Source organism: Pseudomonas sp. PSPC3-2, from assembly GCF_049897085.1.
In the GTDB taxonomy this organism is placed as follows: domain Bacteria; phylum Pseudomonadota; class Gammaproteobacteria; order Pseudomonadales; family Pseudomonadaceae; genus Aquipseudomonas; species Aquipseudomonas paraveronii.
In genome coordinates this window covers 169877-190524 of record NZ_JAFCVO010000004.1, presented here as the reverse complement: position 1 = coordinate 190524, position 20648 = coordinate 169877, and the positions used below count along the sequence as shown (strand labels likewise).

Annotated in this window: 12 protein-coding genes; 8 read left to right on the top strand and 4 right to left on the bottom strand. The window is 62.7% G+C overall.

The features are described 5' to 3' along the window. The first annotated feature begins 5 nt into the window (after nucleotides 1–5). Nucleotides 6–1583, top strand: a complete 1578-nt coding sequence (gene guaA / locus ACP7CJ_RS09385; RefSeq protein ID WP_247402671.1) for a glutamine-hydrolyzing GMP synthase — start codon at nucleotides 6–8, stop codon at nucleotides 1581–1583. Between the two features lie 87 nt (nucleotides 1584–1670). Here guaA and treR read toward each other — a convergent pair whose 3' ends face one another. After that, entirely contained in the window at nucleotides 1671–2375 is a 705-nt protein-coding gene (treR, locus tag ACP7CJ_RS09380) for a trehalose operon repressor (protein WP_426100174.1), read from the bottom strand. A gap of 237 nt (nucleotides 2376–2612) precedes the next feature. On the opposite strand from treR, the gene treP reads away from it, so the two are divergent. From treP to ACP7CJ_RS09355, 5 genes are all read left to right on the top strand, one after another. Next, a complete protein-coding gene (gene treP, locus ACP7CJ_RS09375) occupies nucleotides 2613–4055 on the top strand; it encodes a PTS system trehalose-specific EIIBC component (RefSeq protein ID WP_247402663.1) in 1443 nt (480 codons plus the stop codon). A gap of 117 nt (nucleotides 4056–4172) precedes the next feature. Next, entirely contained in the window at nucleotides 4173–5819 is a 1647-nt protein-coding gene (gene treC / locus ACP7CJ_RS09370; RefSeq protein WP_276194713.1) for an alpha,alpha-phosphotrehalase, read from the top strand. 111 nt (nucleotides 5820–5930) lie between these two features. Next, on the top strand, nucleotides 5931–7151 hold the full coding sequence (locus tag ACP7CJ_RS09365) for a maltoporin (RefSeq protein ID WP_426100173.1): 1221 nt from the start codon (nucleotides 5931–5933) through the stop codon (nucleotides 7149–7151). 122 nt (nucleotides 7152–7273) lie between these two features. Further along, nucleotides 7274–9802: a phosphoenolpyruvate--protein phosphotransferase gene (ptsP, locus tag ACP7CJ_RS09360; protein ID WP_276194711.1), complete on the top strand. Its 2529-nt coding sequence runs from the start codon at nucleotides 7274–7276 to the stop codon at nucleotides 9800–9802. A 2-nt stretch (nucleotides 9803–9804) separates the two neighbouring features. Beyond that, a complete protein-coding gene (locus tag ACP7CJ_RS09355) occupies nucleotides 9805–10101 on the top strand; it encodes a PTS transporter subunit EIIB (protein WP_276194710.1) in 297 nt (98 codons plus the stop codon). A gap of 127 nt (nucleotides 10102–10228) precedes the next feature. Here ACP7CJ_RS09355 and mltF read toward each other — a convergent pair whose 3' ends face one another. Continuing rightward, nucleotides 10229–11689, bottom strand: coding sequence for a membrane-bound lytic murein transglycosylase MltF (gene mltF / locus ACP7CJ_RS09350; protein ID WP_276194709.1), 1461 nt, complete (start codon nucleotides 11687–11689; stop codon nucleotides 10229–10231). Between the two features lie 286 nt (nucleotides 11690–11975). Here mltF and purL point away from each other — a divergent pair, with 286 nt between their 5' ends. Further along, nucleotides 11976–15872: a phosphoribosylformylglycinamidine synthase gene (gene purL / locus ACP7CJ_RS09345; RefSeq protein ID WP_426100172.1), complete on the top strand. Its 3897-nt coding sequence runs from the start codon at nucleotides 11976–11978 to the stop codon at nucleotides 15870–15872. A 4-nt stretch (nucleotides 15873–15876) separates the two neighbouring features. Continuing rightward, the gene (locus ACP7CJ_RS09340; RefSeq protein WP_247404083.1) at nucleotides 15877–16188 is read left to right on the top strand and encodes an NGG1p interacting factor NIF3; all 312 of its coding nucleotides are present in this window, start codon (nucleotides 15877–15879) and stop codon (nucleotides 16186–16188) included. A gap of 180 nt (nucleotides 16189–16368) precedes the next feature. On the opposite strand, the gene nagE is transcribed toward ACP7CJ_RS09340, so the two are convergent. Both nagE and ptsP (ACP7CJ_RS09330) read right to left on the bottom strand, forming a co-directional pair. Then, nucleotides 16369–18075: an N-acetylglucosamine-specific PTS transporter subunit IIBC gene (nagE, locus tag ACP7CJ_RS09335; protein ID WP_426100171.1), complete on the bottom strand. Its 1707-nt coding sequence runs from the start codon at nucleotides 18073–18075 to the stop codon at nucleotides 16369–16371. Between the two features lie 26 nt (nucleotides 18076–18101). Beyond that, the gene (gene ptsP / locus ACP7CJ_RS09330) at nucleotides 18102–20612 is read right to left on the bottom strand and encodes a phosphoenolpyruvate--protein phosphotransferase (protein WP_426100170.1); all 2511 of its coding nucleotides are present in this window, start codon (nucleotides 20610–20612) and stop codon (nucleotides 18102–18104) included. Nucleotides 20613–20648: the final 36 nt, after the last annotated feature.

Sequence of the window (20648 nt, the reverse complement as noted above, 5' to 3'; positions counted from 1 at the left end):
ATCTCATGGCCCTCGACATTCACGCCCACCGTATCCTGATCCTCGATTTCGGTTCCCAGTACACCCAACTGATCGCCCGTCGCGTGCGTGAAATCGGCGTGTACTGCGAACTGCATCCGTTCGACATGGACGACGAAGCGATCCGCGAATTCGCACCGAAAGGCGTCATCCTTGCCGGCGGCCCCGAGTCTGTACACGAAGCCAACAGCCCGCGCTGCCCGCAAGCCGTATTCGACCTGGGCGTGCCGGTGTTCGGTATCTGCTATGGCATGCAAACGATGGCCGAGCAGTTGGGCGGCAAGGTTGAAGGTTCCGAGCTGCGTGAATTCGGTTATGCGCGTGTCGACGTGGTCGGCAAGAGCCGCCTGTTGGACGGCATCGAAGACCATGTCGACGCCGACGGCCTGTTCGGCCTCGATGTGTGGATGAGCCACGGTGACAAAGTCACCAAGATGCCGGAAGACTTCCACATCCTGGCCAGCACCCCGAGCTGCCCGATCGCCGGTATGTTCAACGATGAGCGTGGTTACTACGGCGTGCAGTTCCACCCGGAAGTGACCCACACCAAGCAGGGCGGTCGCATCCTGTCGCGTTTCATCCTCGATATCTGCGCGTGTGAAGCCCTGTGGACCCCGTCGAAAATCGCAGAAGACGCGATCGCCAACGTGCGTGCCCAGGTCGGCACCGACAATGTGCTGCTCGGCCTGTCCGGCGGCGTCGACTCCTCCGTGGTAGCCGCGCTGCTGCACAAGGCCATTGGCGACCAGCTGACCTGCGTATTCGTCGACAACGGCCTGCTGCGCCTGCACGAAGGCGAGCAAGTGATGGCCATGTTCGCCGAGAACATGGGCGTCAAGGTGATCCGCGCCAACGCCGAGGAGCAGTTCCTCAACAACCTGGCCGGCGAGTCCGACCCGGAGAAAAAGCGCAAGATCATCGGCCGCACCTTCATCGACGTATTCGATGCCCAGTCCAACAAACTGGACAACATCAAGTACCTCGCCCAGGGCACCATCTACCCCGACGTGATCGAGTCGGCCGGCGCCAAGAGCGGCAAGGCCCACGTGATCAAGTCCCACCACAACGTAGGTGGCCTGCCTGAGGAAATGAACCTCAAGCTGGTCGAACCGCTGCGCGAACTGTTCAAGGACGAAGTCCGCCGTCTGGGCCTGGAACTGGGCCTGCCTTACGACATGGTCTACCGTCACCCATTCCCAGGCCCGGGCCTGGGCGTGCGCATCCTCGGTGAAGTGAAGAAGGAATACGCCGACCTGCTGCGTCGCGCCGACCACATCTTCATCGAAGAACTGCACAAGGCCGACTGGTATCACAAAGTCAGCCAGGCGTTCGTGGTGTTCCAGCCGGTGAAATCGGTAGGCGTGGTCGGCGACGGTCGTCGTTACGCGTGGGTCGTGGCCCTGCGTGCGGTGGAAACCATCGACTTCATGACCGCCCGTTGGGCACACCTGCCCTACGAACTGCTGGAAACCGTCAGCGGCCGTATCATCAATGAAATCGAAGGCATTTCGCGCGTGACGTATGACGTGTCGAGCAAGCCGCCGGCGACGATTGAGTGGGAATGATCCTGCCCTAGCAGATAAATGCTGAACAACAAAACCCCGGCCATGTGCCGGGGTTTTGTGTTTCTGGAATAGGGAAGATCAACGCCCTCATCGCCGCGCGATATCCGAAAAGTAAAACTTATCCAACGTGTGCCGCGACTCGGTGTACTCGAACTGCCGCCCGTCCTGCAAAAACGTCTGGTTGCTCACCACGATCACATGGCTTTGACCCTCGAGGTCGAGGTGCGCCTGGTCGTCTTTGCCGCGGGGCAGGGCTTCGATGGTGCGTTGGGCGTAGCTGATCTGTAACTGCAACGTCTGCTCGATGAAGGCGTAGATCGATTGCTCGGCGATGTCGCGGTCCAGGCCGGGGATCAGGTCGGCGACGAAGTGGTTGATGTCGAGGATCACCCGTTTGCCGCCGATGCGCCGCACCCGTTTGATGCGGGTGATCAGGCTGCCGGGTTCGGCCTCGATGTGCTGCAGCAGTGAACCTTCCAGCGGGAACTGGGTGAATTCGACGACGTCGGTGCGTACGTCATCGCCCAGGTCGGCGTGGGTTTCGTGGAAGCTGACGATGCCGCCCAGTTGGAACTCGATAGGGTTGGGCGACAACACAAACGTGCCCTTGCCGTGGATTTTTTGCGCAAACCCACGTTCCTGCAACTGCTCGATGGCTCGCCGCACTGTGCCACGACTGGCCTGGTAGGTATCCATCAGTTCGGTTTCAGAGGGAAGACGGGTGCCGCGTTGCAGGCGTTCAGTGGTGATGTTGGCAAGCAGATCGGTATAGATCTGGTTGTATTTGCTCATGGGGATGGCTCTGTGCCGCGTTTGCGTTCAAGGCAGGAACCTTAGTAGCACGGCAGGGGTTTGTCTATTGGGCCCGTGGATATCTGTGGCCTGCGGGGCGGCCAGGCCTACAAAAAATAAACAACATGTAACTCGTACAGACGAGTTGTTGCTTTAACTCGTCTGTACGAGTACTTTTGCCTTCGGCGTGCTGCCAATGACTGCCCTCAAATAAAAAAATCAAAGTGGAAACCAAGCATGAGCCACGACTATTCGAACATCGCCCGCGAGATTCTCGAGAACCTCGGGGGCCGCGACAACCTTGAGCAAGCTGCCCACTGCGTGACCCGCCTGCGCCTGGCGCTCAAGGACCCGAGCCTGGTCAACGGCAGCGCGTTGAACCAGGTCGACCTGGTCAAGGGTTCGTTCTTTACCGGTGGCCTGTTCCAGGTGGTGATCGGCCCCGGCGAAGTGGAAAAGGTCTACGCCGCCCTGCGCGAACAGACCGGCCTCGCCGCCGCCACCATCGCCGACGTCAAGAAGAAGGGCGCCGACAAGACCAACGCCATGCAGCGCCTGGTGCGGGTGTTCTCCGATGTGTTCATGCCGATCCTGCCCGCGCTGATCATCGCCGGCCTGTTGATGGGCGTGAACAACCTGATGGGCGCCAAGGGCATGTTCATCGAAGGCAAGACGCTGCTGGAGGCCTACCCGAACCTGGATGGCCTGTGGAGCCTGATCAACCTGATGGCCAACACCTCGTTCGTGTTCCTGCCGGCGCTGGTGGGCTGGTCGGCAGCCAAGCGTTTTGGCGGCAGTGAAATCCTCGGCATTGTGCTCGGCCTGATGCTGGTCCACCCGGACCTGCTCAACGCCTGGAACTACGGCAAGGCGGTGGCCGGTCTCGATGGTCAGAGCCTGCCGTACTTCGACATTTTCGGCTGGTTCAAGATCGAGAAAGTCGGCTACCAGGGGCAGATCCTGCCGATCCTGATGGCGGCCTATGTGATGAGCGTCATCGAGAAATGGCTGCGCGCGCGAGTGCCCAATGCGATTCAATTGCTGGTCGTGCCGATCACCACCATCGTCGTCACCGGCGTACTCGCGCTGGCGATCATCGGCCCGGTGACCCGTCACCTCGGCATCCTGATCACCGAAGGCGTGGTCACCCTGTTTGACCTGGCGCCGATGCTCGGTGGGGCGATTTTCGGCCTGCTGTATGCGCCGCTGGTGATCACCGGCATGCACCACATGTTCCTGGCGGTGGACCTGCAACTGATCTCCACCCAGGGCGGCACATTTATCTGGCCGATGATCGTCATGTCCAACCTGGCCCAGGGCAGCGCCGCGTTGGCGGTGTTCTACATGACCCGCAATGCGCGGGACAAAAGCATGGCCTCGACTTCCGCTATCTCGGCGTATTTCGGCATCACTGAGCCGGCGATGTTCGGGGTGAACCTGCGCTTCAAGTTTCCATTTTATGCCGCGTTGCTGGGGTCGGCACTGGGCAGCATTTTCCTCTCGCTGAACAAGGTGCAGGCCTCGGCCATCGGGGTCGGTGGCTTGCCTGGGTTTATCTCGATCGTGCCGCATGCGATCCCGATGTTTGTGATCGGGATGGTCATCGCGATGGTCGTGCCGTTTGTTCTGACCTGTGCATTGAGCATGAAGATTGTCCGGCCTGGGTATCGCGTTGCCTGAATTACCGCCTTCGCGAGCAAGCCCGCTCCCACAGTTGAAATGCGTTCCCCCTATGGGAGGGGGCTTGCTCCCGATGAGGCCGAGCGGCTGGTACAAAATTTTACTGAAGGAACCCCCATGCAAAACTGGCAACACTCGGTGATCTACCAGATCTACCCCAAGAGCTTTCACAGCCACGCCGGTAACGCCACCGGAGACCTGCTGGGTATCGTGGACAAACTCGACTACCTGCAATGGCTGGGCGTCGACTGCCTGTGGATCACCCCGTTCCTGCGCTCGCCGCAGCGCGACAACGGCTACGACATCAGCGACTACTACGCCATCGACCCGAGCTACGGGACCATGGCCGATTGCGACCGGCTGATCAGCGAAGCGGCCACGCGCGGCATCAAGCTGATGCTCGATATCGTGGTCAACCACACCTCCATCGAGCACGAGTGGTTCCAGCAGGCGCGCAGCAGCCTCGACAACCCGTACCGCGACTTCTATATCTGGCGCGACCAGCCGAACAACTGGGAATCCAAGTTCGGCGGTTCGGCCTGGGAATACGAAGCGCAAACCGGCCAGTACTTCCTGCACCTGTTCGACCACACCCAGGCCGACCTGAATTGGGACAACCCCAAGGTGCGCGCCGAGGTGTTCAAGCTGATGCGCTTCTGGCGCGACAAAGGTGTGGGCGGTTTCCGCCTGGACGTGATCAACCTGATCTCCAAACCCGCCGACTTCCCCGAAGACGCCAGTGACGGCCGCCGTTTCTACACCGACGGTCCGAACGTGCACGAATACCTGCAGGAAATGCACCGCGAAGTCTTCGCAGGCCATGCCCTGATCAACGTCGGCGAGATGTCGTCCACCAGCCTGGAACACTGCATCCGCTACTCGCGGCCGGAGTCGAAAGAGCTGTCGATGACTTTCAACTTCCACCACCTGAAAGTTGACTACCCGAACCTGCAGAAGTGGGTGAAGGCCGACTTCGATTTCCTGCAGCTCAAGCAGATCTTTTCCGACTGGCAACTGGGTATGCAGGCCGGCGGCGGTTGGAACGCGCTGTTCTGGTGTAACCACGACCAGCCACGGGTGGTCTCGCGCTTTGGGGATGACGGTGAGCATCGTGTGGTCTCGGCCAAGATGCTCGCCACGGCGCTGCACTTCCTGCAGGGCACGCCGTATGTGTATCAGGGCGAAGAGTTGGGTATGACCAATCCGGGCTTCGACAAGATCGAACAGTACCGCGATGTCGAAACCCTCAACATCTACCGCCTCAAACGTGATGCCGGTGAGTCCGAGGCGTCGAGCATGGCGGCGATCATGCAGAAGTCGCGGGACAACGGGCGCACGCCGATGCAGTGGAATGCCTGCAAGCATGCCGGTTTCAGTAGCGCTGAACCGTGGATCGGCATCCCGGCCAATGCGGCGCAGATCAACGTCGACAGCCAACGGGATGACCCGGATTCGGTGCTGCATCACTACCGCAGCCTGATCGCCTTGCGTCGCCAGGAGCCGCTGATTCAAGACGGCGTTTATCGCGAATTGTTGCAGGACCATCTCCAGGTTTGGGCCTACCTACGCGAAGGCCATGGCGAGCGCCTGCTGGTGCTGAACAACTTCTACGGCAAACCCTGCGAAATCCAGCTGCCCGACAACGTCCTCAACGCAACGACGCGGCAGCGCCTGCTGATCAGCAACTACCCCGATTGCCAGGCAAGCGCGGGCACGCTGGCGTTACGGCCTTACGAATCCTTCGTGCTGCACCTCAAGGACTGATGCCTGGAGCGTTGTAGCAACGGTCGAGCGCGACGCTAAGCAGGAGATTAATTCCCCGTGTGGGAGCACCGGGCGCTTCACAAAAACATAATAAAAATATCGGAGTACTGCATGAAAAAAACAATAAAGCTGGGCCTCGTGGCGTCGTGTCTGAGCTTGCCGTTCGGCGCTCAGGCCCTGGAGTTTGCCGGTTACTTGCGCAGCGGCGCGGGGACTTCAACCGGCAGTGGCAAGCAGCAGTGTTTCCAACTGCCGGGCGCGCAAACCAAATACCGTTTGGGCAACGAATGTGAACAATACGGCGAACTGGAGCTGCGCCAGGACCTGCTGACCCTCGACGACGGCTCCGTGCTCAGCGTCGACGCCATGGCTTCTCTCTACAACAAGTACGACCGCGCGCTTAAATTCCAGGGCGAAGACAACGGCTCGGCGCGCATGCCGCAGATGTATGCGCAGTGGTCCAACCTGCCCAGCCTCAACGGCGGCTCGCTGTGGGCGGGGCGGCGCTACTACAAACGTAACGACATCCATATCTCCGACTTCTACTACTGGAACCAGAGCGCCACGGGCGGTGGCATCGAGGACGTGCTGATTGGCGACCTGAAATACAGCTACGCGCTTTCGCGCAAGGACAACCTGTACCAGAAGGAATATGCCACCCGTCACGATTTCAACGTGGCCGGCTTCAAGACCAACCCCGGCGGCAAGCTGGAACTGGGCTTGAGCTACATCGAAAAAGCCGGCGGGCGTGACGCCAACAGCGGTTGGGCGCTGACCGCGCAACATGTGCAAACACCGTTCCTCGGCGGCAAGAACAAGTTCGCCCTGCAGTACGGCGAAGGCCCCGGCACCGGCCTCGGCTACACCGGCAATACCGCCCTGGATAGCAGCAGCAAAAGCTACCGCGCCGTGGAGTTCTTCGACTGGCAACTCACCCCTCGTTTCGGTGGGCAGATCGAGGCGGTGTACCAGAAAGATATTCGCCCCGGCAGCCAGGACCAGACCAGGATGTCCATCGGTGTGCGTCCGGCATATGCGATCAGTGAACAGTTCAAACTGGTCACCGAGCTTGGCCATGATCAGGTCGACGCTACCGGCGGTACACGCAAGCTGAGCAAATTCACCTTCGCCCCGACCTGGTCGCCCAAGGGCCCGGATTTCTGGGCGCGCCCGGAAGTGCGTCTGTACTACACCTATGCGACTTGGAACGAAGCGGCCAAGCGCGCGGCGAATGAGCTGGCGGCTGGGTCGGCGTTGTCCGACACCGGCGCCTACGGCACTGCGCGGCATGGCTCGAACATCGGTGTGCAAGTCGAGTACTGGTGGAAGTGAATTTTCGGCGGTAGACAGGCTTAAATGTGGGAGGGGGCAAGCTCCTCCCACATTTGATCTTCGTCACCTCGGGATTTGTATCCACCCAATGATTTTTACAGAACAAAACAGCAGGTGACGTCATGACCGCAACTCAACCCCTGGAATTGCTTGCGCCCTTGTCGGGTGTGCTGCTGGCACTGGACAAGGTCCCCGACCCGGTGTTCTCCAGCCGCCTGATCGGCGACGGCCTGTGCATCGATCCCACCTCGCCGACCCTCTGCGCGCCATTGACCGGAGTGATCAGCAATATCCAGGAGAGTGGCCATGCGGTGAGCATTACCGACGACAACGGCGTCCAGGTGCTGCTGCATATCGGCCTGGACACCGTGAACCTGGCGGGCAAGGGCTTCAGCCGATTGGTCGAGGAAGGCCAGCGGGTGGTGGCCGGGCAGCCGCTGATCGAGTTCGACGCCGACTACGTTGCGCTCAACGCCCGCAGCCTGCTGACCTTGATGCTAGTGGTCAGCGGCGAGCCGTTTGCGCTACTGGCGCCGGCCAGCGGCCTGGTCGCGGTGGGCCAGCCGCTGTTGCGCCTGTCTCCAGGTGAGGCGGCAGAAACAGTGGACGAGGAGGGCGATGCGCTGTTCTCCAAGCCGCTGACGTTGCCCAATACCAACGGTTTGCACGCCCGCCCGGCGGCGGTGTTTGCCCAGGCGGCGAAGGGGTTCAATGCCAGCATCTATTTGCACAAGCAAATCCAGAGTGCCAACGCCAAGTCGCTGGTGGCGATCATGGCGCTGCAAACCGTGCAGGGCGACACCTTGCAGGTGAGCGCGGCGGGAGCGGATGCCAGCGCGGCGATCAAGGCCTTGGTGGCGCTGTTGGCCGAGGGGTGCGGCGAGACGATCGCGACGCTGGTCGAGGAGGCTGCGCCGCTTGCGTCTGTGTCATCCGCGAGGGTGTTTCGGGGCGTGTGTGCGTCGCCGGGCTCGGCGTTTGGTCAGGTGGTCCAGGTGGCGGAGCCGGCGCTGAGCATTCCCGAAGCGGGGGGCGGCGAAGCACTCGAACGCGCGGCGTTGGGGCGTGGCTTGCTGGCTGCAACCGAGGCCTTGCAAGCGCTGCAGGCCAAGGCGGTCGGCAGTGCCCAGGCGCAGATCTTCCGTGCCCATCAGGAACTGCTCGAAGACCCGACCCTGCTGGAGCACGCCCACTGCCTGCTAGCCGAGGGCAAAAGCGCCGCCTTTGCCTGGAACAACGCCACGCTCGCCACCGCCAAACTGTTCCAGGGCCTGGGCAATGCCCTGCTCGCCGAACGTGCGGCGGACTTGGCCGACGTCGGCCAGCGCGTGCTGAAACTGCTTCTCGGCATTCAGGATCGCGCATGGGAACTGCCTGAACGCGCGATCCTGATCGCTGAGCAACTGACGCCGTCGCAAACCGCCAGCCTCGATACGCACAAGGTGCTCGGGTTTGTCACCGTCGGCGGCGGCGCGACCAGCCACGTCGCGATCCTTGCTCGTGCGCTGGGGCTGCCGGCGATTTGCGGGGTGCCGCCGCAGGTGTTGGCGCTGGCCAATGGTCAACAGGTGCTGCTGGATGCCGACAAGGGCGAGCTGCACCTGAACCCGGACCTGGCCGAGATAGAGCAATTGCAGGCCACTCGCCGGGAGCAAGTGCTGCGGCACCAACGCGACGTCGCGCAGGCGTGCCTGGCGGCCATCACCCGCGACGGTCATCATGTCGAAGTCACGGCCAACGTCGCGTCGCTTCAGGAGGTCGAGCAATCCCTGAGCCTGGGCGGCGAAGGCGTGGGCCTGCTGCGTTCGGAGTTCCTCTACCTGGACCGCCATCGCGCGCCGAGCCCCGAAGAGCAAGCCGGCACCTACAGCGCCATCGCCCGCGCGCTGGGCCCGGAGCGCAACCTGGTGGTGCGCACGTTGGACGTCGGCGGTGACAAACCCTTGGCCTATGTGCCGATGGACGCCGAGACCAACCCGTTCCTGGGCCTGCGCGGTATTCGCCTGTGCCTGGAGCGCCCCGAATTGCTGCGCGAACAGTTCCGCGCAATCCTCGCCAGTGCCGGGCTGACGCGGCTGCATATCATGCTGCCGATGGTCAGCCTGCTCTCGGAGCTGCACCTGGCGCGCACGATTCTTGAAGAGGAAGCATCGGCCCTTGGGCTTACCGAGCTGCCGAAGTTGGGCATCATGATCGAGGTGCCGTCTGCGGCCTTGATGGCGGATGTATTCGCGCCCCATGTGGACTTCTTCTCCATCGGCACCAACGACCTGACCCAATACACCCTGGCGATGGACCGCGACCACCCACGCTTGGCCAGCCAGGCCGACAGCTTTCACCCGGCGGTGCTGCGCCTGATCGCCACCACCGTCAAGGCCGCCCATGCCCACGGCAAGTGGGTCGGCGTGTGCGGGGCGCTGGCGTCTGAAACGTTGGCGGTGCCGGTGTTGATCGGGTTGGGGGTGGACGAACTGTCGGTCAGCGTGCCGCTGATCCCGTCCATCAAGGCCACCGTGCGCGAGCTGGACCTGGCGGACTGCCAGATCATCGCCCGTCAGGTGCTGGGCCTGGAAGAAGCTGCGCAAGTACGCGAGGCCTTGCGCCTGTACCACGCGGCCACCGTTGAAACCTCACCTGTCGTGGAGCACTGAGCATGTTCGAGAAATTGCAGCGGGCGTTCTGGAAAGCCCTGACCCCGGACTTGATCGCCGAGACCGTCGCTGCGCCTGTGCCAGCGGGGGAGAACCTGTTGTCCGCCGACGTGCTGAATGCCCTCGGTGGCGCGGATAACCTCAAGTCGCAACAACGCGTGGCGCTGACGCGAGTGCGTGTGCAACTGCAGGATGCGGCACGGGTGGATGCGGCGGCGTTAAAGGCGGCGGGAGTGTCGGGAGTGATGGTGCTGGCGGGTGGGATCGTGCATCTGATCACCGGTCTCCAAGGCCAGTAGCGAGTCAAATGTGGGAGGGGGCTTGCTCCCGATGGCGGTGGGTCAGTTATAGAAAAGCTGACTGTCACACCGCTATCGGGGGCAAGCCCCCTCCCACATTGGGCGGTGGTGTTTGGGGGTGTCGGGTTTACAGCTGCGGGTTCTCTTCCGGCGGCTTGGTCTTGTTCACCCCAGGCACATGCAGGTTGCCTTCGACCACTTGGTTGCCTTCCAGCTGTGGCTGGGTCACCCAGGTAAGGATGTCGTAGTAGCGCCGGATGTTCGCCACAAAATGCACCGGCTCGCCGCCCCGGGCATAGCCGTAGCGGGTCTTGCTGTACCACTGCTTCTGCGACAGGCGTGGCAGCATCTTTTTTACGTCCAGCCACTTGTTCGGGTTCAGGCCGTCCTTCTGCGCCAGCTTGCGTGCGTCGTCCAGATGCCCGGTGCCCACGTTATAAGCAGCCAGGGCAAACCAGGTGCGATCCGGCTCGGCGATATCGTCGTCCAACTCATCCTTGATCTTGGCCAGGTACTTGGCGCCGCCCATGATGCTTTGCTTGGCGTCCAGGCGGTTGGATACGCCCATCGCCTGGGCGGTGTTCTGGGTCAGCATCATCAGGCCGCGCACGCCGGTCTTGGAGGTGACCGCGGGTTGCCAGAGTGATTCCTGATAGCCAATGGCGGCTAATAGGCGCCAGTCGACCTTTTCTTCCTTGGCGTAGGCCTTGAAGTGTTTCTCGTACTTGGGCAGGCGCTGCTGCAAGTGCTGGGCGAAAGTATAGGCGCCCATGTAGCCGAGCACGTCGACGTGCCCGTAGTAGCGATCTTTCAGGCGTTGCAAGGTGCCGTTCTTGCCGACCTTGTCCAGGTAGCTGTTGACCTCGTTGAGCAGGCTGTTGTCTTCGCCGGCGGCCACGGCCCAGCTCTGGTTGCTGGCATTGCCGAGGTCGAACGCCACGCGCACGTTGGGGAAGTACACCTGGTTCATCGCCACTTCGTTGGAGTCCACCAGGGTCAGGTCGATCTGGCCCTCGTCGACCATGCGCAGCAGGTCGACCACCTCAACGGCGTCGGATTCTTCGTATTCGATCGCAGGGTTCTGCTTTTTAAGCTCCGCCAGTTGTTCGGCGTGGGTGCTGCCCTTGAGCACTATGATCTTCTTGCCCGCCAGGTCCGCCGCGTTGGTGGGGCGCGACTGGCCGTTGCGGTAGATGATCTGCGGGGTGACTTCCAGGTACGGGTGGGAGAAGCGTACCTGCTGCTTGCGTTGCTCGCTGCTGACCAAACCGGCGGCGGCGAGCACCGGGCCGTTGGGTTTGCCGAGCTGGCCGAACAGGTCGTCGAGGTTGTCGGCGGTCTCGATTTCCAGTTTCACCCCCAGGTCGTCGGCAAAGCGCTTGACCAATTCGTATTCGAAACCGGTTTCACCGTTGCGGTCCTGGAAATACGTGGCCGGGCTGTTCCGGGTAATCACCCGCAATACGCCATCCTCCTTGATTCGCTCGAGCGTGCTGGGTTTATCAACACAGGCGCTGAGCATCAGGAAGAGTCCGGTTGCGATGAGCCATTTGGCGCATCGCGGGCGTAAAGCAGTTGGGGAGAACATCTGCGCAGTATACGCAAACGGCCCACGGCGCCATATCTCGACAGCAGGGGACTTGTCTGCTAGCCGCCTTGAAACTGTGCTGCAGCCCGCAGAAACGTGGCCTGGCGAGCGATTGTGACGGTTAAAATAACTGCGCCCAATGCTGTGGTTAACGCCCCGCTACCGTGCAAACCCTGCCAACTGACGTTCGGCAGCGGCCAGCGGTAGCGTTTCGGGTGCCGTTGACGACGGTTTACGCTAGAATGCACGGCCTCAAAGCACACCCCTTCCCGAGGCTGTCCCGAAGATGTTGATCCTGCGCGGCGCTCCTGCCCTTTCTGCCTTTCGCCACAGCAAACTCCTTGAGCAACTGAGCCAGAAGGTTCCAGCTGTTACAGGCTTGTATGCTGAATTTGCTCACTTCGCCGACGTGACTGGCGTCTTGACCGCCGACGAACAGCAAGTGCTGGCACGCCTTCTGAAGTACGGCCCAAGCGTTCCCGTTCAAGAGCCGACCGGCCGCTTGTTCCTGGTTCTGCCGCGGTTCGGCACCATCTCGCCCTGGTCGAGCAAGGCCAGCGATATCGCCCGCAACTGCGGCCTGGAAAAAATCCAGCGCCTGGAACGCGGTATTGCCTTCTATGTCGCGGGCCAGTTCAGCGATGCCGAGGCCGAGCTGATCGCCAGCAGCCTGCACGACCGCATGACCCAGATCATCGTCAGCCAGTTGGAACAGGCCGGCGGTCTGTTCAGTCACGCCGAGGCCAAGCCGCTCACCGCGATTGACGTGCTCGGCGGTGGCCGCGCCGCTCTCGCGAAGGCCAACACCGAACTGGGCCTGGCCCTGGCCGAAGACGAGATCGATTATCTGGTCAACGCCTTCAACGGCTTGAAGCGCAACCCGCACGACATCGAACTGATGATGTTTGCCCAGGCCAACTCCGAGCACTGCCGTCACAAGATCTTCAACGCCAGTTGGGACATCGACGGCGAAAGCCAGGAAAAAAGCCTGTTCGGCATGATCAAGAACACCTACGTGATGCACAGCGAAGGCGTTCTGTCGGCTTATAAGGACAACGCCTCGGTCATCGTCGGCAGCGTCGCCGGTCGTTTCTTCCCGGACCCTGAAACCCGCCAGTACGGCGCGGTGCAGGAACCGGTACACATCCTGATGAAAGTCGAGACCCACAACCACCCGACCGCGATTGCCCCGTTCCCGGGCGCAGCCACCGGTTCCGGCGGTGAGATCCGCGACGAAGGTGCCACCGGCCGTGGCGCCAAGCCCAAGGCCGGGTTGACCGGCTTCACCGTGTCCAACCTGCAGATCCCGGGCTTCGTACAGCCGTGGGAAGTGCCATATGGCAAGCCGGAGCGCATCGTCACCGCGCTGGACATCATGATCGAAGGCCCGCTGGGCGGCGCCGCGTTCAACAACGAATTCGGGCGTCCGGCGCTGACCGGCTATTTCCGTACCTTCGAACAATCGATCACCACCCCGCATGGCGACGAAGTGCGCGGTTACCACAAGCCGATCATGTTGGCCGGCGGCATGGGCAACATCCGTGAAGAACACGTCAAGAAAGGCGAGATCCTGGTCGGCTCCAAGCTGATCGTGCTCGGCGGCCCGGCAATGTTGATCGGCCTGGGCGGCGGCGCGGCTTCCTCCATGGCCACCGGCACCAGCTCGGCGGACCTGGACTTCGCTTCCGTACAGCGCGAAAACCCAGAGATGGAGCGCCGCTGCCAGGAAGTCATCGACCGTTGCTGGCAGTTGGGTGACAAGAACCCGATCAGCTTTATCCACGACGTCGGCGCCGGCGGTTTGTCCAACGCCTTCCCGGAACTGGTCAACGATGGCGAGCGTGGCGGCCGTTTCGAACTGCGCAACATTCCAAACGACGAGCCGGGCATGGCCCCGCACGAAATCTGGAGTAACGAATCCCAGGAACGCTACGTCCTGGCTGTCGGCCCTGAAGACTTCGCGCGCTTCCAGGCCATCTGCGAACGTGAGCGTTGCCCGTTTGCCGTGGTCGGCGAAGCCACAGCCGAGCCGCATCTGACCGTCACCGACAGCCACTTCGGCAACAGCCCGGTGGACATGCCGCTCGAAGTGCTGCTGGGCAAAGCCCCGCGCATGCACCGTTCGGCGGTACGTGAAGCGGAGCTGGGCGATGACTTCGACCCAAGCACACTGGAATTGGCCGACAGCATCGAGCGCGTGCTGCACCACCCGGCGGTCGCGAGCAAAAGTTTCCTGATCACCATCGGCGACCGCACCATCACCGGCCTGGTTGCCCGTGACCAAATGGTCGGCCCGTGGCAAGTGCCGGTGGCCGACGTTGCCGTCACCGCCACCAGCTTCGACGTCTACACCGGTGAAGCCATGGCCATGGGCGAGCGCACGCCGCTGGCCCTGCTGGACGCTCCGGCGTCGGGCCGCATGGCCATTGGTGAAACCCTCACCAACATCGCCGCGTCCCGTATCGGCAAGCTGTCCGACATCAAATTGTCGGCCAACTGGATGTCCGCTGCCGGTCACCCCGGCGAAGACGCGCGCTTGTACGACACCGTCAAGGCTGTCGGCATGGAGCTGTGCCCGGAACTGGGGATCACCATTCCGGTGGGCAAGGACTCCATGTCCATGGCCACCCGTTGGAACGATGACGGCGTGGACAAGAGCGTCACCTCGCCGCTGTCGTTGATCGTCACCGGTTTCGCACCGGTCACCGACATCCGCCAGACCCTGACCCCGCAACTGCGCATGGACAAGGGCACCACCGATCTGATCCTGATCGACCTGGGCCGTGGCCAGAACCGCATGGGCGCCTCGATCCTTGCGCAAACCCATGGCAAGCTCGGCAAACACGCGCCGGACGTCGACGACGCCGAAGACCTGAAAGCCTTCTTCGCGGTGATCCAGGGCCTCAACGCCGACGGCCACCTGCTGGCCTACCACGACCGTTCCGACGGTGGTCTGTTGACCAGCGTGGTCGAAATGGCCTTCGCCGGTCACTGCGGCCTGAACCTGGTGCTCGACAGCGTTGCCGAGGACGCCTCTGAAATCAACGGCATCCTGTTCAACGAAGAACTGGGTGCGGTGATCCAGGTGCGCCAGGACGCGACGCCGGACGTATTGGCACAGTTCAGCGCCGCCGGCCTGGGCGATTGCGTGGCCGTGATCGGCCAGCCGATCAACAACGGTCAGATCGACATCGTCTTCAACGGCGACACCGTGTTCGAAGGCCAGCGCCGTCTGCTGCAACGCCAGTGGGCCGAGACCAGCTACCAGATCCAGCGCCTGCGTGATAACGCCGACTGCGCCGAGCAGGAATTCGACGTGATCCTGGAAGAAGACAACCCGGGCCTGAGCACCAAGCTCAGCTTCGACGTCAACCAGGACATCGCTGCGCCGTACATCAAGAAAGGCATTCGCCCACAGGTTGCCGTACTGCGTGAGCAGGGCGTCAACGGCCAGGTGGAAATGGCGGCCGCATTCGACCGTGCCGGCTTCAATGCGATCGACGTACACATGAGCGACATCCTCGCCGGTCGCGTCGACCTCAACGAGTTCAAAGGCCTGGTGGCCTGCGGCGGTTTCTCCTACGGCGACGTGTTGGGTGCCGGTGAAGGCTGGGCCAAGTCGGCCCTGTTCAACAGCCGTGCTCGCGATGCGTTCCAGGGCTTCTTCGAGCGCAACGACAGCTTCACCCTGGGTGTGTGCAACGGTTGCCAGATGATGTCCAACCTCCACGAACTGATCCCGGGCAGTGAGTTCTGGCCGCACTTCGTGCGTAACCGTTCCGAACAGTTCGAAGCCCGTGTCGCCATGGTGCAGGTGCAGGAGTCCAACTCGATCTTCCTGCAAGGCATGGCCGGTTCGCGTATGCCAATCGCCATCGCCCACGGTGAAGGTCATGCCGAGTTCGCCAGCGAAGACGCCTTGCTCGAAGCCGACGTGTCCGGTTGCGTGGCCATGCGTTTCGTCGACAACCACGGCAAGGTCACCGAAAGCCACCCGGCCAACCCGAACGGCTCGCCGCGCGGGATCACCGGCCTCACCAGCCGCGACGGTCGCGTGACTATCATGATGCCGCACCCGGAGCGTGTATTCCGTGCCGTGCAGAACTCGTGGCGCCCGGAAGAGTGGAACGAAGACGGCGCGTGGATGCGCATGTTCCGCAACGCTCGCGTGTGGGTGAACTAAGGCGGTGTACAAGCTCGCTTTCTTTGTGCCCGCGAGCCACGTGGAGACGGTAAAAACCGCCGTCTTCGCAGCCGGCGGCGGGCGCATCGGCGACTACGACAGCTGCGCCTGGCAAGTGCTGGGCCAGGGCCAATTCCGCGCGTTGGACGGCAGCCAGCCGTTTCTCGGGCAAGTCGGCCAGGTTGAAGTGGTTGAAGAGTGGAAAGTTGAGCTGGTGGTGGCGGATGCGTTGATCGTGGCTGTTGTGGCCGCGTTGAAGCTGAGCCATCCCTATGAGACACCGGCGTATGAGGTATGGCAGTTGGCGGATTTTTGATTCGTTGATTGCATGAGCAAGAAACCCGCTGGGCCTGTTGGGGCAGCGGGTTTTTTGTTGCCTGTGAGGCCCAATCGCAGGCAAGCCTACTCCCACATTTGGCTGCGTTGCCAGGTCGGGCGCCGGTCAAATGTGGGAGGGGGCTTGCCCGCGATAAGGTCAGAGCAGCCACTACATCTCTTAAACCCCGGCGCTGACCTCACGGCCACTGACCATCTGCTCCAACGCCTCGCTCAAACCCGAGGCCTTGTCACCAATCAGCAGGTGCCAAACACCGCTATCGAGTTGGCTAACGCCTTGGCAACCAAGCGCTGTCAGTTGAGCCTCGGACACCACCGAGTCATCCCCCAATTCCACCCGCAACCGGGTCATCGCCACCGCTTCCAACTGGCGCACATTTTCCCGGCCACCCAATGCAATCAGCCATCTCTCGGCTTCCCGGACATCCACCGCAACCAACTTATCCACAGGCGCAACTGTCACGGGCGCATTGGCTACAAACGACGGCATCGCCAACCGGATCTCATCGGCAATGCTGTCCGCCATCGGCCCGACCACTACCTGCAAGCTCCCACCGTTACCCGGCCGAACCACGGCCATCGCACCGAGGGCTTTCAACTGTGCATCCACTGCTTTGTTGCGGTCGACCATGTCCAACCGCAACCGCGTGGTGCAGGCTCCCACGCTGAGCAGGTTGTCGGCACCCCCCAACGCCTGGATGTAAGCCGTGGCGCGCTGGTTATCGCTCATCACTTCGGCCTGCGCCACCGGGATATCTTCGCGGCCCGGTGTCTTCAGTTGGAAGCGGCGGATGCAGTAGTTGAACACGCTGTAGTAGATCACTGCGTAAGCCAAGCCGACCGGGAGGACCCGCCAGCCATTGGTGGACTTGCCCCAACCCAGCACCATGTCGATAAACCCACCGGAGAAGGTAAAGCCCAGGTGGATATCCAGCAGGTTAGTGACCGCCATCGACAGCCCGGTCAGCAACGCATGCAGCAGGTACAGGAACGGCGCGAGGAACATGAAGGCGAATTCGATCGGCTCGGTCACGCCGGTCAGGAACGAGGTCAGCGCCATCGACAGGAAAATCCCGCCCATCACTTTGCGTCGTTCCGGCAGGGCATTGCGGTACATCGCCAGGCACGCGGCGGGCAGGCCGAACAGCATCACCGGGAACATGCCGGTCATGAACTGGCCGCCTTTCGGGTCGCCGGCGAAGTAGCGGGTCAGGTCGCCGGTCACCACCGCGCCGGTCAGCGGGTCGGTAAAGCTGCCGAACACGAACCACGCCATGTTGTTGAGGATATGGTGCAGGCCGGTGACGATCAGCAGGCGGTTGAACACGCCAAACACGAAGGCACCCAGGCTGCCGCTTTCCATCAGCAATACGCCGAAGCTATTGATGCCGTGCTGGATCGGTGGCCAGATCAGGCCAAAGATCACGCCCAGGCCGACCGCGCTGAACCCGGTGACAATCGGTACAAATCGCCGCCCGCCAAAGAACGCCAGGTATTCCGGCAGCTTGATGTCCTTGAAGCGGTTGTACAGCCCGCCCGCCATCAAACCGCTGGCGATCCCGGCGAGCATGCCCATGTTGATGCTCGTATCCATCACCTTTAGGGTGGAGACCATCACCAGGTAACCAATCGCCCCGGCCAGGCCCGCGGTGCCGTTATTGTCGCGGGCAAAACCCACGGCGATGCCGATGGCGAAGATCAGCGCGAGGTTGGCGAAGATCGCCTGCCCGGCGTCGTGCATCACCGCGATGTTGAGCAGGTCGGTGTCGCCCAGGCGCAGCAGGAGGCCGGCGATCGGCAGGATCGCAATCGGCAGCATCAGCGCACGGCCCAGGCGTTGCAGGCCTTCGATAAAGTGTTGGTACATGGCGTGTCTCCCTTTTCTTGTTGTTGTCAGCTCAGCGGCCAGTGGTGTTGACAGGCTTGGCGTACCGCCTTGGCGCTGCTCAGGTCGAGCAGACCCAGGCTCAGTTGCCGGCATTGCGCCGCGTCCAGGTGGCGGACGCGGTCCTTGATTTCGCCGATCTGCGGCGGGCTGACCGACAGCTCGCTGACCCCCAGGCCGACCAACACCGGCGTCGCCAATGGGTCGGACGCCAGGGCGCCGCACACGCCGACCCAGCGCCCGTGTTTGGCTGCGCCCGTGCAGGTCTGGGCGATCAACCGCAGCAGCGCCGGGTGCAGCGCATCGACCCGTGCGGCGAGGCCGGCGTGGTCGCGGTCCATGGCCAGGGTGTACTGGGACAGGTCATTGGTGCCGATGGACAAGAAGTCCGCATGCTCGGCCAGTTGTTCGGCCATCAGCGCAGCGGCGGGCACTTCGATCATCACCCCCAGTTCCGGACGCTGGGTCAGTTTCAGCTCGACGCACAGTTCATCCAGGCGCTGGCGGATCTGCAGCAGTTCGTCGACTTCACTGACCATCGGCAGCAGGATGCGGCAGCGCGCCAGCGGGCTGACTTGCAGCAGTGCGCGCAGTTGCTGGTCGAGCACCTCGGGGCGCACCTGGGCCAGGCGAATGCCGCGCAGGCCCAGCACCGGGTTGGCCTCGACCGGCAGCGGCAGGTAGTCGAGCTGTTTGTCGCCGCCCACGTCGATGGTGCGGATGATCACCGACTTGTCGCCCATTGCATCCAGCACCGCTTGATAGGCCTGGCGCTGTTCCTGTTCGTCCGGTGCGGTGCGGCGGTCGACGAAGAGGAATTCGGTGCGCAGCAGGCCGATGCCATCGGCGCCGTTTTCAAATGCCACTTGGGCCTCGGCGCTGGAGGCGACATTGGCGGCGACTTCAATGGTCATGCCATCGCGGGTGTTCGCCGGCAGTCGCGCCTGGGTCTGTTGTGCCTGGCGGCGCAGGTTCTGCGTGTCGCGAATCCGGTGGACTTCGGCGTGGCGCGCCTCGCTGGGCGCCAGTTCCAGGCGACCGTTGGCGGCGTCGAGTACCACGCGTTGGCCTTGGGGCACATCGAGCACCTCGGCGCCCAGCGCCACCACGCATGGCAAACCTTTGCCCCGGGCCAGGATCGCGACATGGGAGGTGGCGCCGCCCTCGGCCATGCAGATGCCGGCGGCCTGTTGCGCGCTCAGTTGCAGCAGGTCCGAGGGCGTCAGCTCATGGGCGCTGACAATCGCCCCGGCGGGTAACTCGAGGTGCCACGCTTCACCCAGCAGCGCGCGCAGTACGCGTTGTTGCAGGTCGCGCAGGTCGTTGGCGCGTTCGGCCAACAACGGCTTGCCCAGGCCCAGCAACACCGCGCATTGCGCCTGGATCGCATCGCGCCAGGCGTGGGTGGCGGCGCTGCCGTGTTCGATGGCGCGGGTGGCGGCGTCCAGCAGGGTCGGGTCTTCCAACAGTGCGAGGTGGGCGGCGAAGATCTCTTCTTCGTCGACGGCCTTGCGCTGGCGGGCGAGGTCCAGGGTGGTGCGGATTTCGTTGCGCACCTGCTCAAGCGCCGCATCCAGCCGCTGCAGTTGCTCGTCGGCGCAATGCTGGGCGGTATCGTCTGGCAGCTCGATCCCGCTCAGGCGGAACAGCGGCCCGCAGACCAAGCCCGGCGCCGCGCATACGCCTTGCAATACACCGGCTTCGGTAGGCGTGCGACGGGGTGCGACGGCCACCGGTGCGGGAGGTTCGTCGCTGATCGCTACCGACAGCGCGGCAACCAGTGCCTGCACTGCCGCCGCACAATCCTTGCCACGGCTGGTGACGCGGACCTCATCGTCTTCGCCGATGCCCAGCCCCATCAGGGCAACCAGGCTGTCGCACGCTGCCGACTTGCCGGCGAAATGCAACTGCGTCTGGCTGCTGAACGCCTGGGCGGTCTTGCGGATCAATGCTGCCGGACGCGCATGCAGGCCGCCGCGATGGGTGATGCGCACGCTGGCGCTGGCTTGCGCGACGGAGTTATCCACAGCTGTTTGCGGCGCTACGCTGGAACGCAGCGCCACGCGCGCCAGCGGTTCACCGCGCTTGATCGAATGGAGCGCCAGCGGTGTCAGTTCGAAGCGCTCGCTGTTGGTGAGAATGATCAGGCTGACCAGGCTCTTGCACTGGCGCGCAATCCGGTCCAGGTCAAACTGCATCAGCGCCTGGCCCTTGCTCACCCGCGCGCCGTTCTTCACCAGCAGGGTGAACCCTTCGCCGTTCAATTCCACCGTGTCGATGCCCACATGCATCAATAGCTCGGCGCCGTTCTGCGCACGAATCGTCAGCGCATGCCCGGTGCGCGCCACATGGATGATCTCGCCGTCGCACGGTGCGTACAGGCAATCGTTCAGCGGGTCGATGGCCAGGCCGTCGCCCATGGCGCCGCTGGCGAAGACTTCGTCGGGGACGTTGTCCAAGGCCAGCACCGGCCCGCTGAGGGGGGCGCTGAGGGTCAATTCATTATTGTTGTTGGACATGGGCACGGTACTCATCAGGAAATCGCGGCACGCCAC

What these genes read in the sequence shown, in the direction of transcription:
- treP (WP_247402663.1), top strand. Translation starts at nt 2,613, where the DNA reads ATGAGCCACGACTATTCGAACATCGCCCGCGAGATTCTCGAGAACCTC.
- treR (WP_426100174.1), bottom strand. Translation starts at nt 2,375, where the DNA reads ATGAGCAAATACAACCAGATCTATACCGATCTGCTTGCCAACATCACC.
- ptsP (WP_276194711.1), top strand. Translation starts at nt 7,274, where the DNA reads ATGACCGCAACTCAACCCCTGGAATTGCTTGCGCCCTTGTCGGGTGTG.
- nagE (WP_426100171.1), bottom strand. Translation starts at nt 18,075, where the DNA reads ATGTACCAACACTTTATCGAAGGCCTGCAACGCCTGGGCCGTGCGCTG.
- mltF (WP_276194709.1), bottom strand. Translation starts at nt 11,689, where the DNA reads ATGTTCTCCCCAACTGCTTTACGCCCGCGATGCGCCAAATGGCTCATC.
- ACP7CJ_RS09365 (WP_426100173.1), top strand. Translation starts at nt 5,931, where the DNA reads ATGAAAAAAACAATAAAGCTGGGCCTCGTGGCGTCGTGTCTGAGCTTG.
- guaA (WP_247402671.1), top strand. Translation starts at nt 6, where the DNA reads ATGGCCCTCGACATTCACGCCCACCGTATCCTGATCCTCGATTTCGGT.
- treC (WP_276194713.1), top strand. Translation starts at nt 4,173, where the DNA reads ATGCAAAACTGGCAACACTCGGTGATCTACCAGATCTACCCCAAGAGC.
- ACP7CJ_RS09355 (WP_276194710.1), top strand. Translation starts at nt 9,805, where the DNA reads ATGTTCGAGAAATTGCAGCGGGCGTTCTGGAAAGCCCTGACCCCGGAC.
- ptsP (WP_426100170.1), bottom strand. Translation starts at nt 20,612, where the DNA reads ATGTCCAACAACAATAATGAATTGACCCTCAGCGCCCCCCTCAGCGGG.
- purL (WP_426100172.1), top strand. Translation starts at nt 11,976, where the DNA reads ATGTTGATCCTGCGCGGCGCTCCTGCCCTTTCTGCCTTTCGCCACAGC.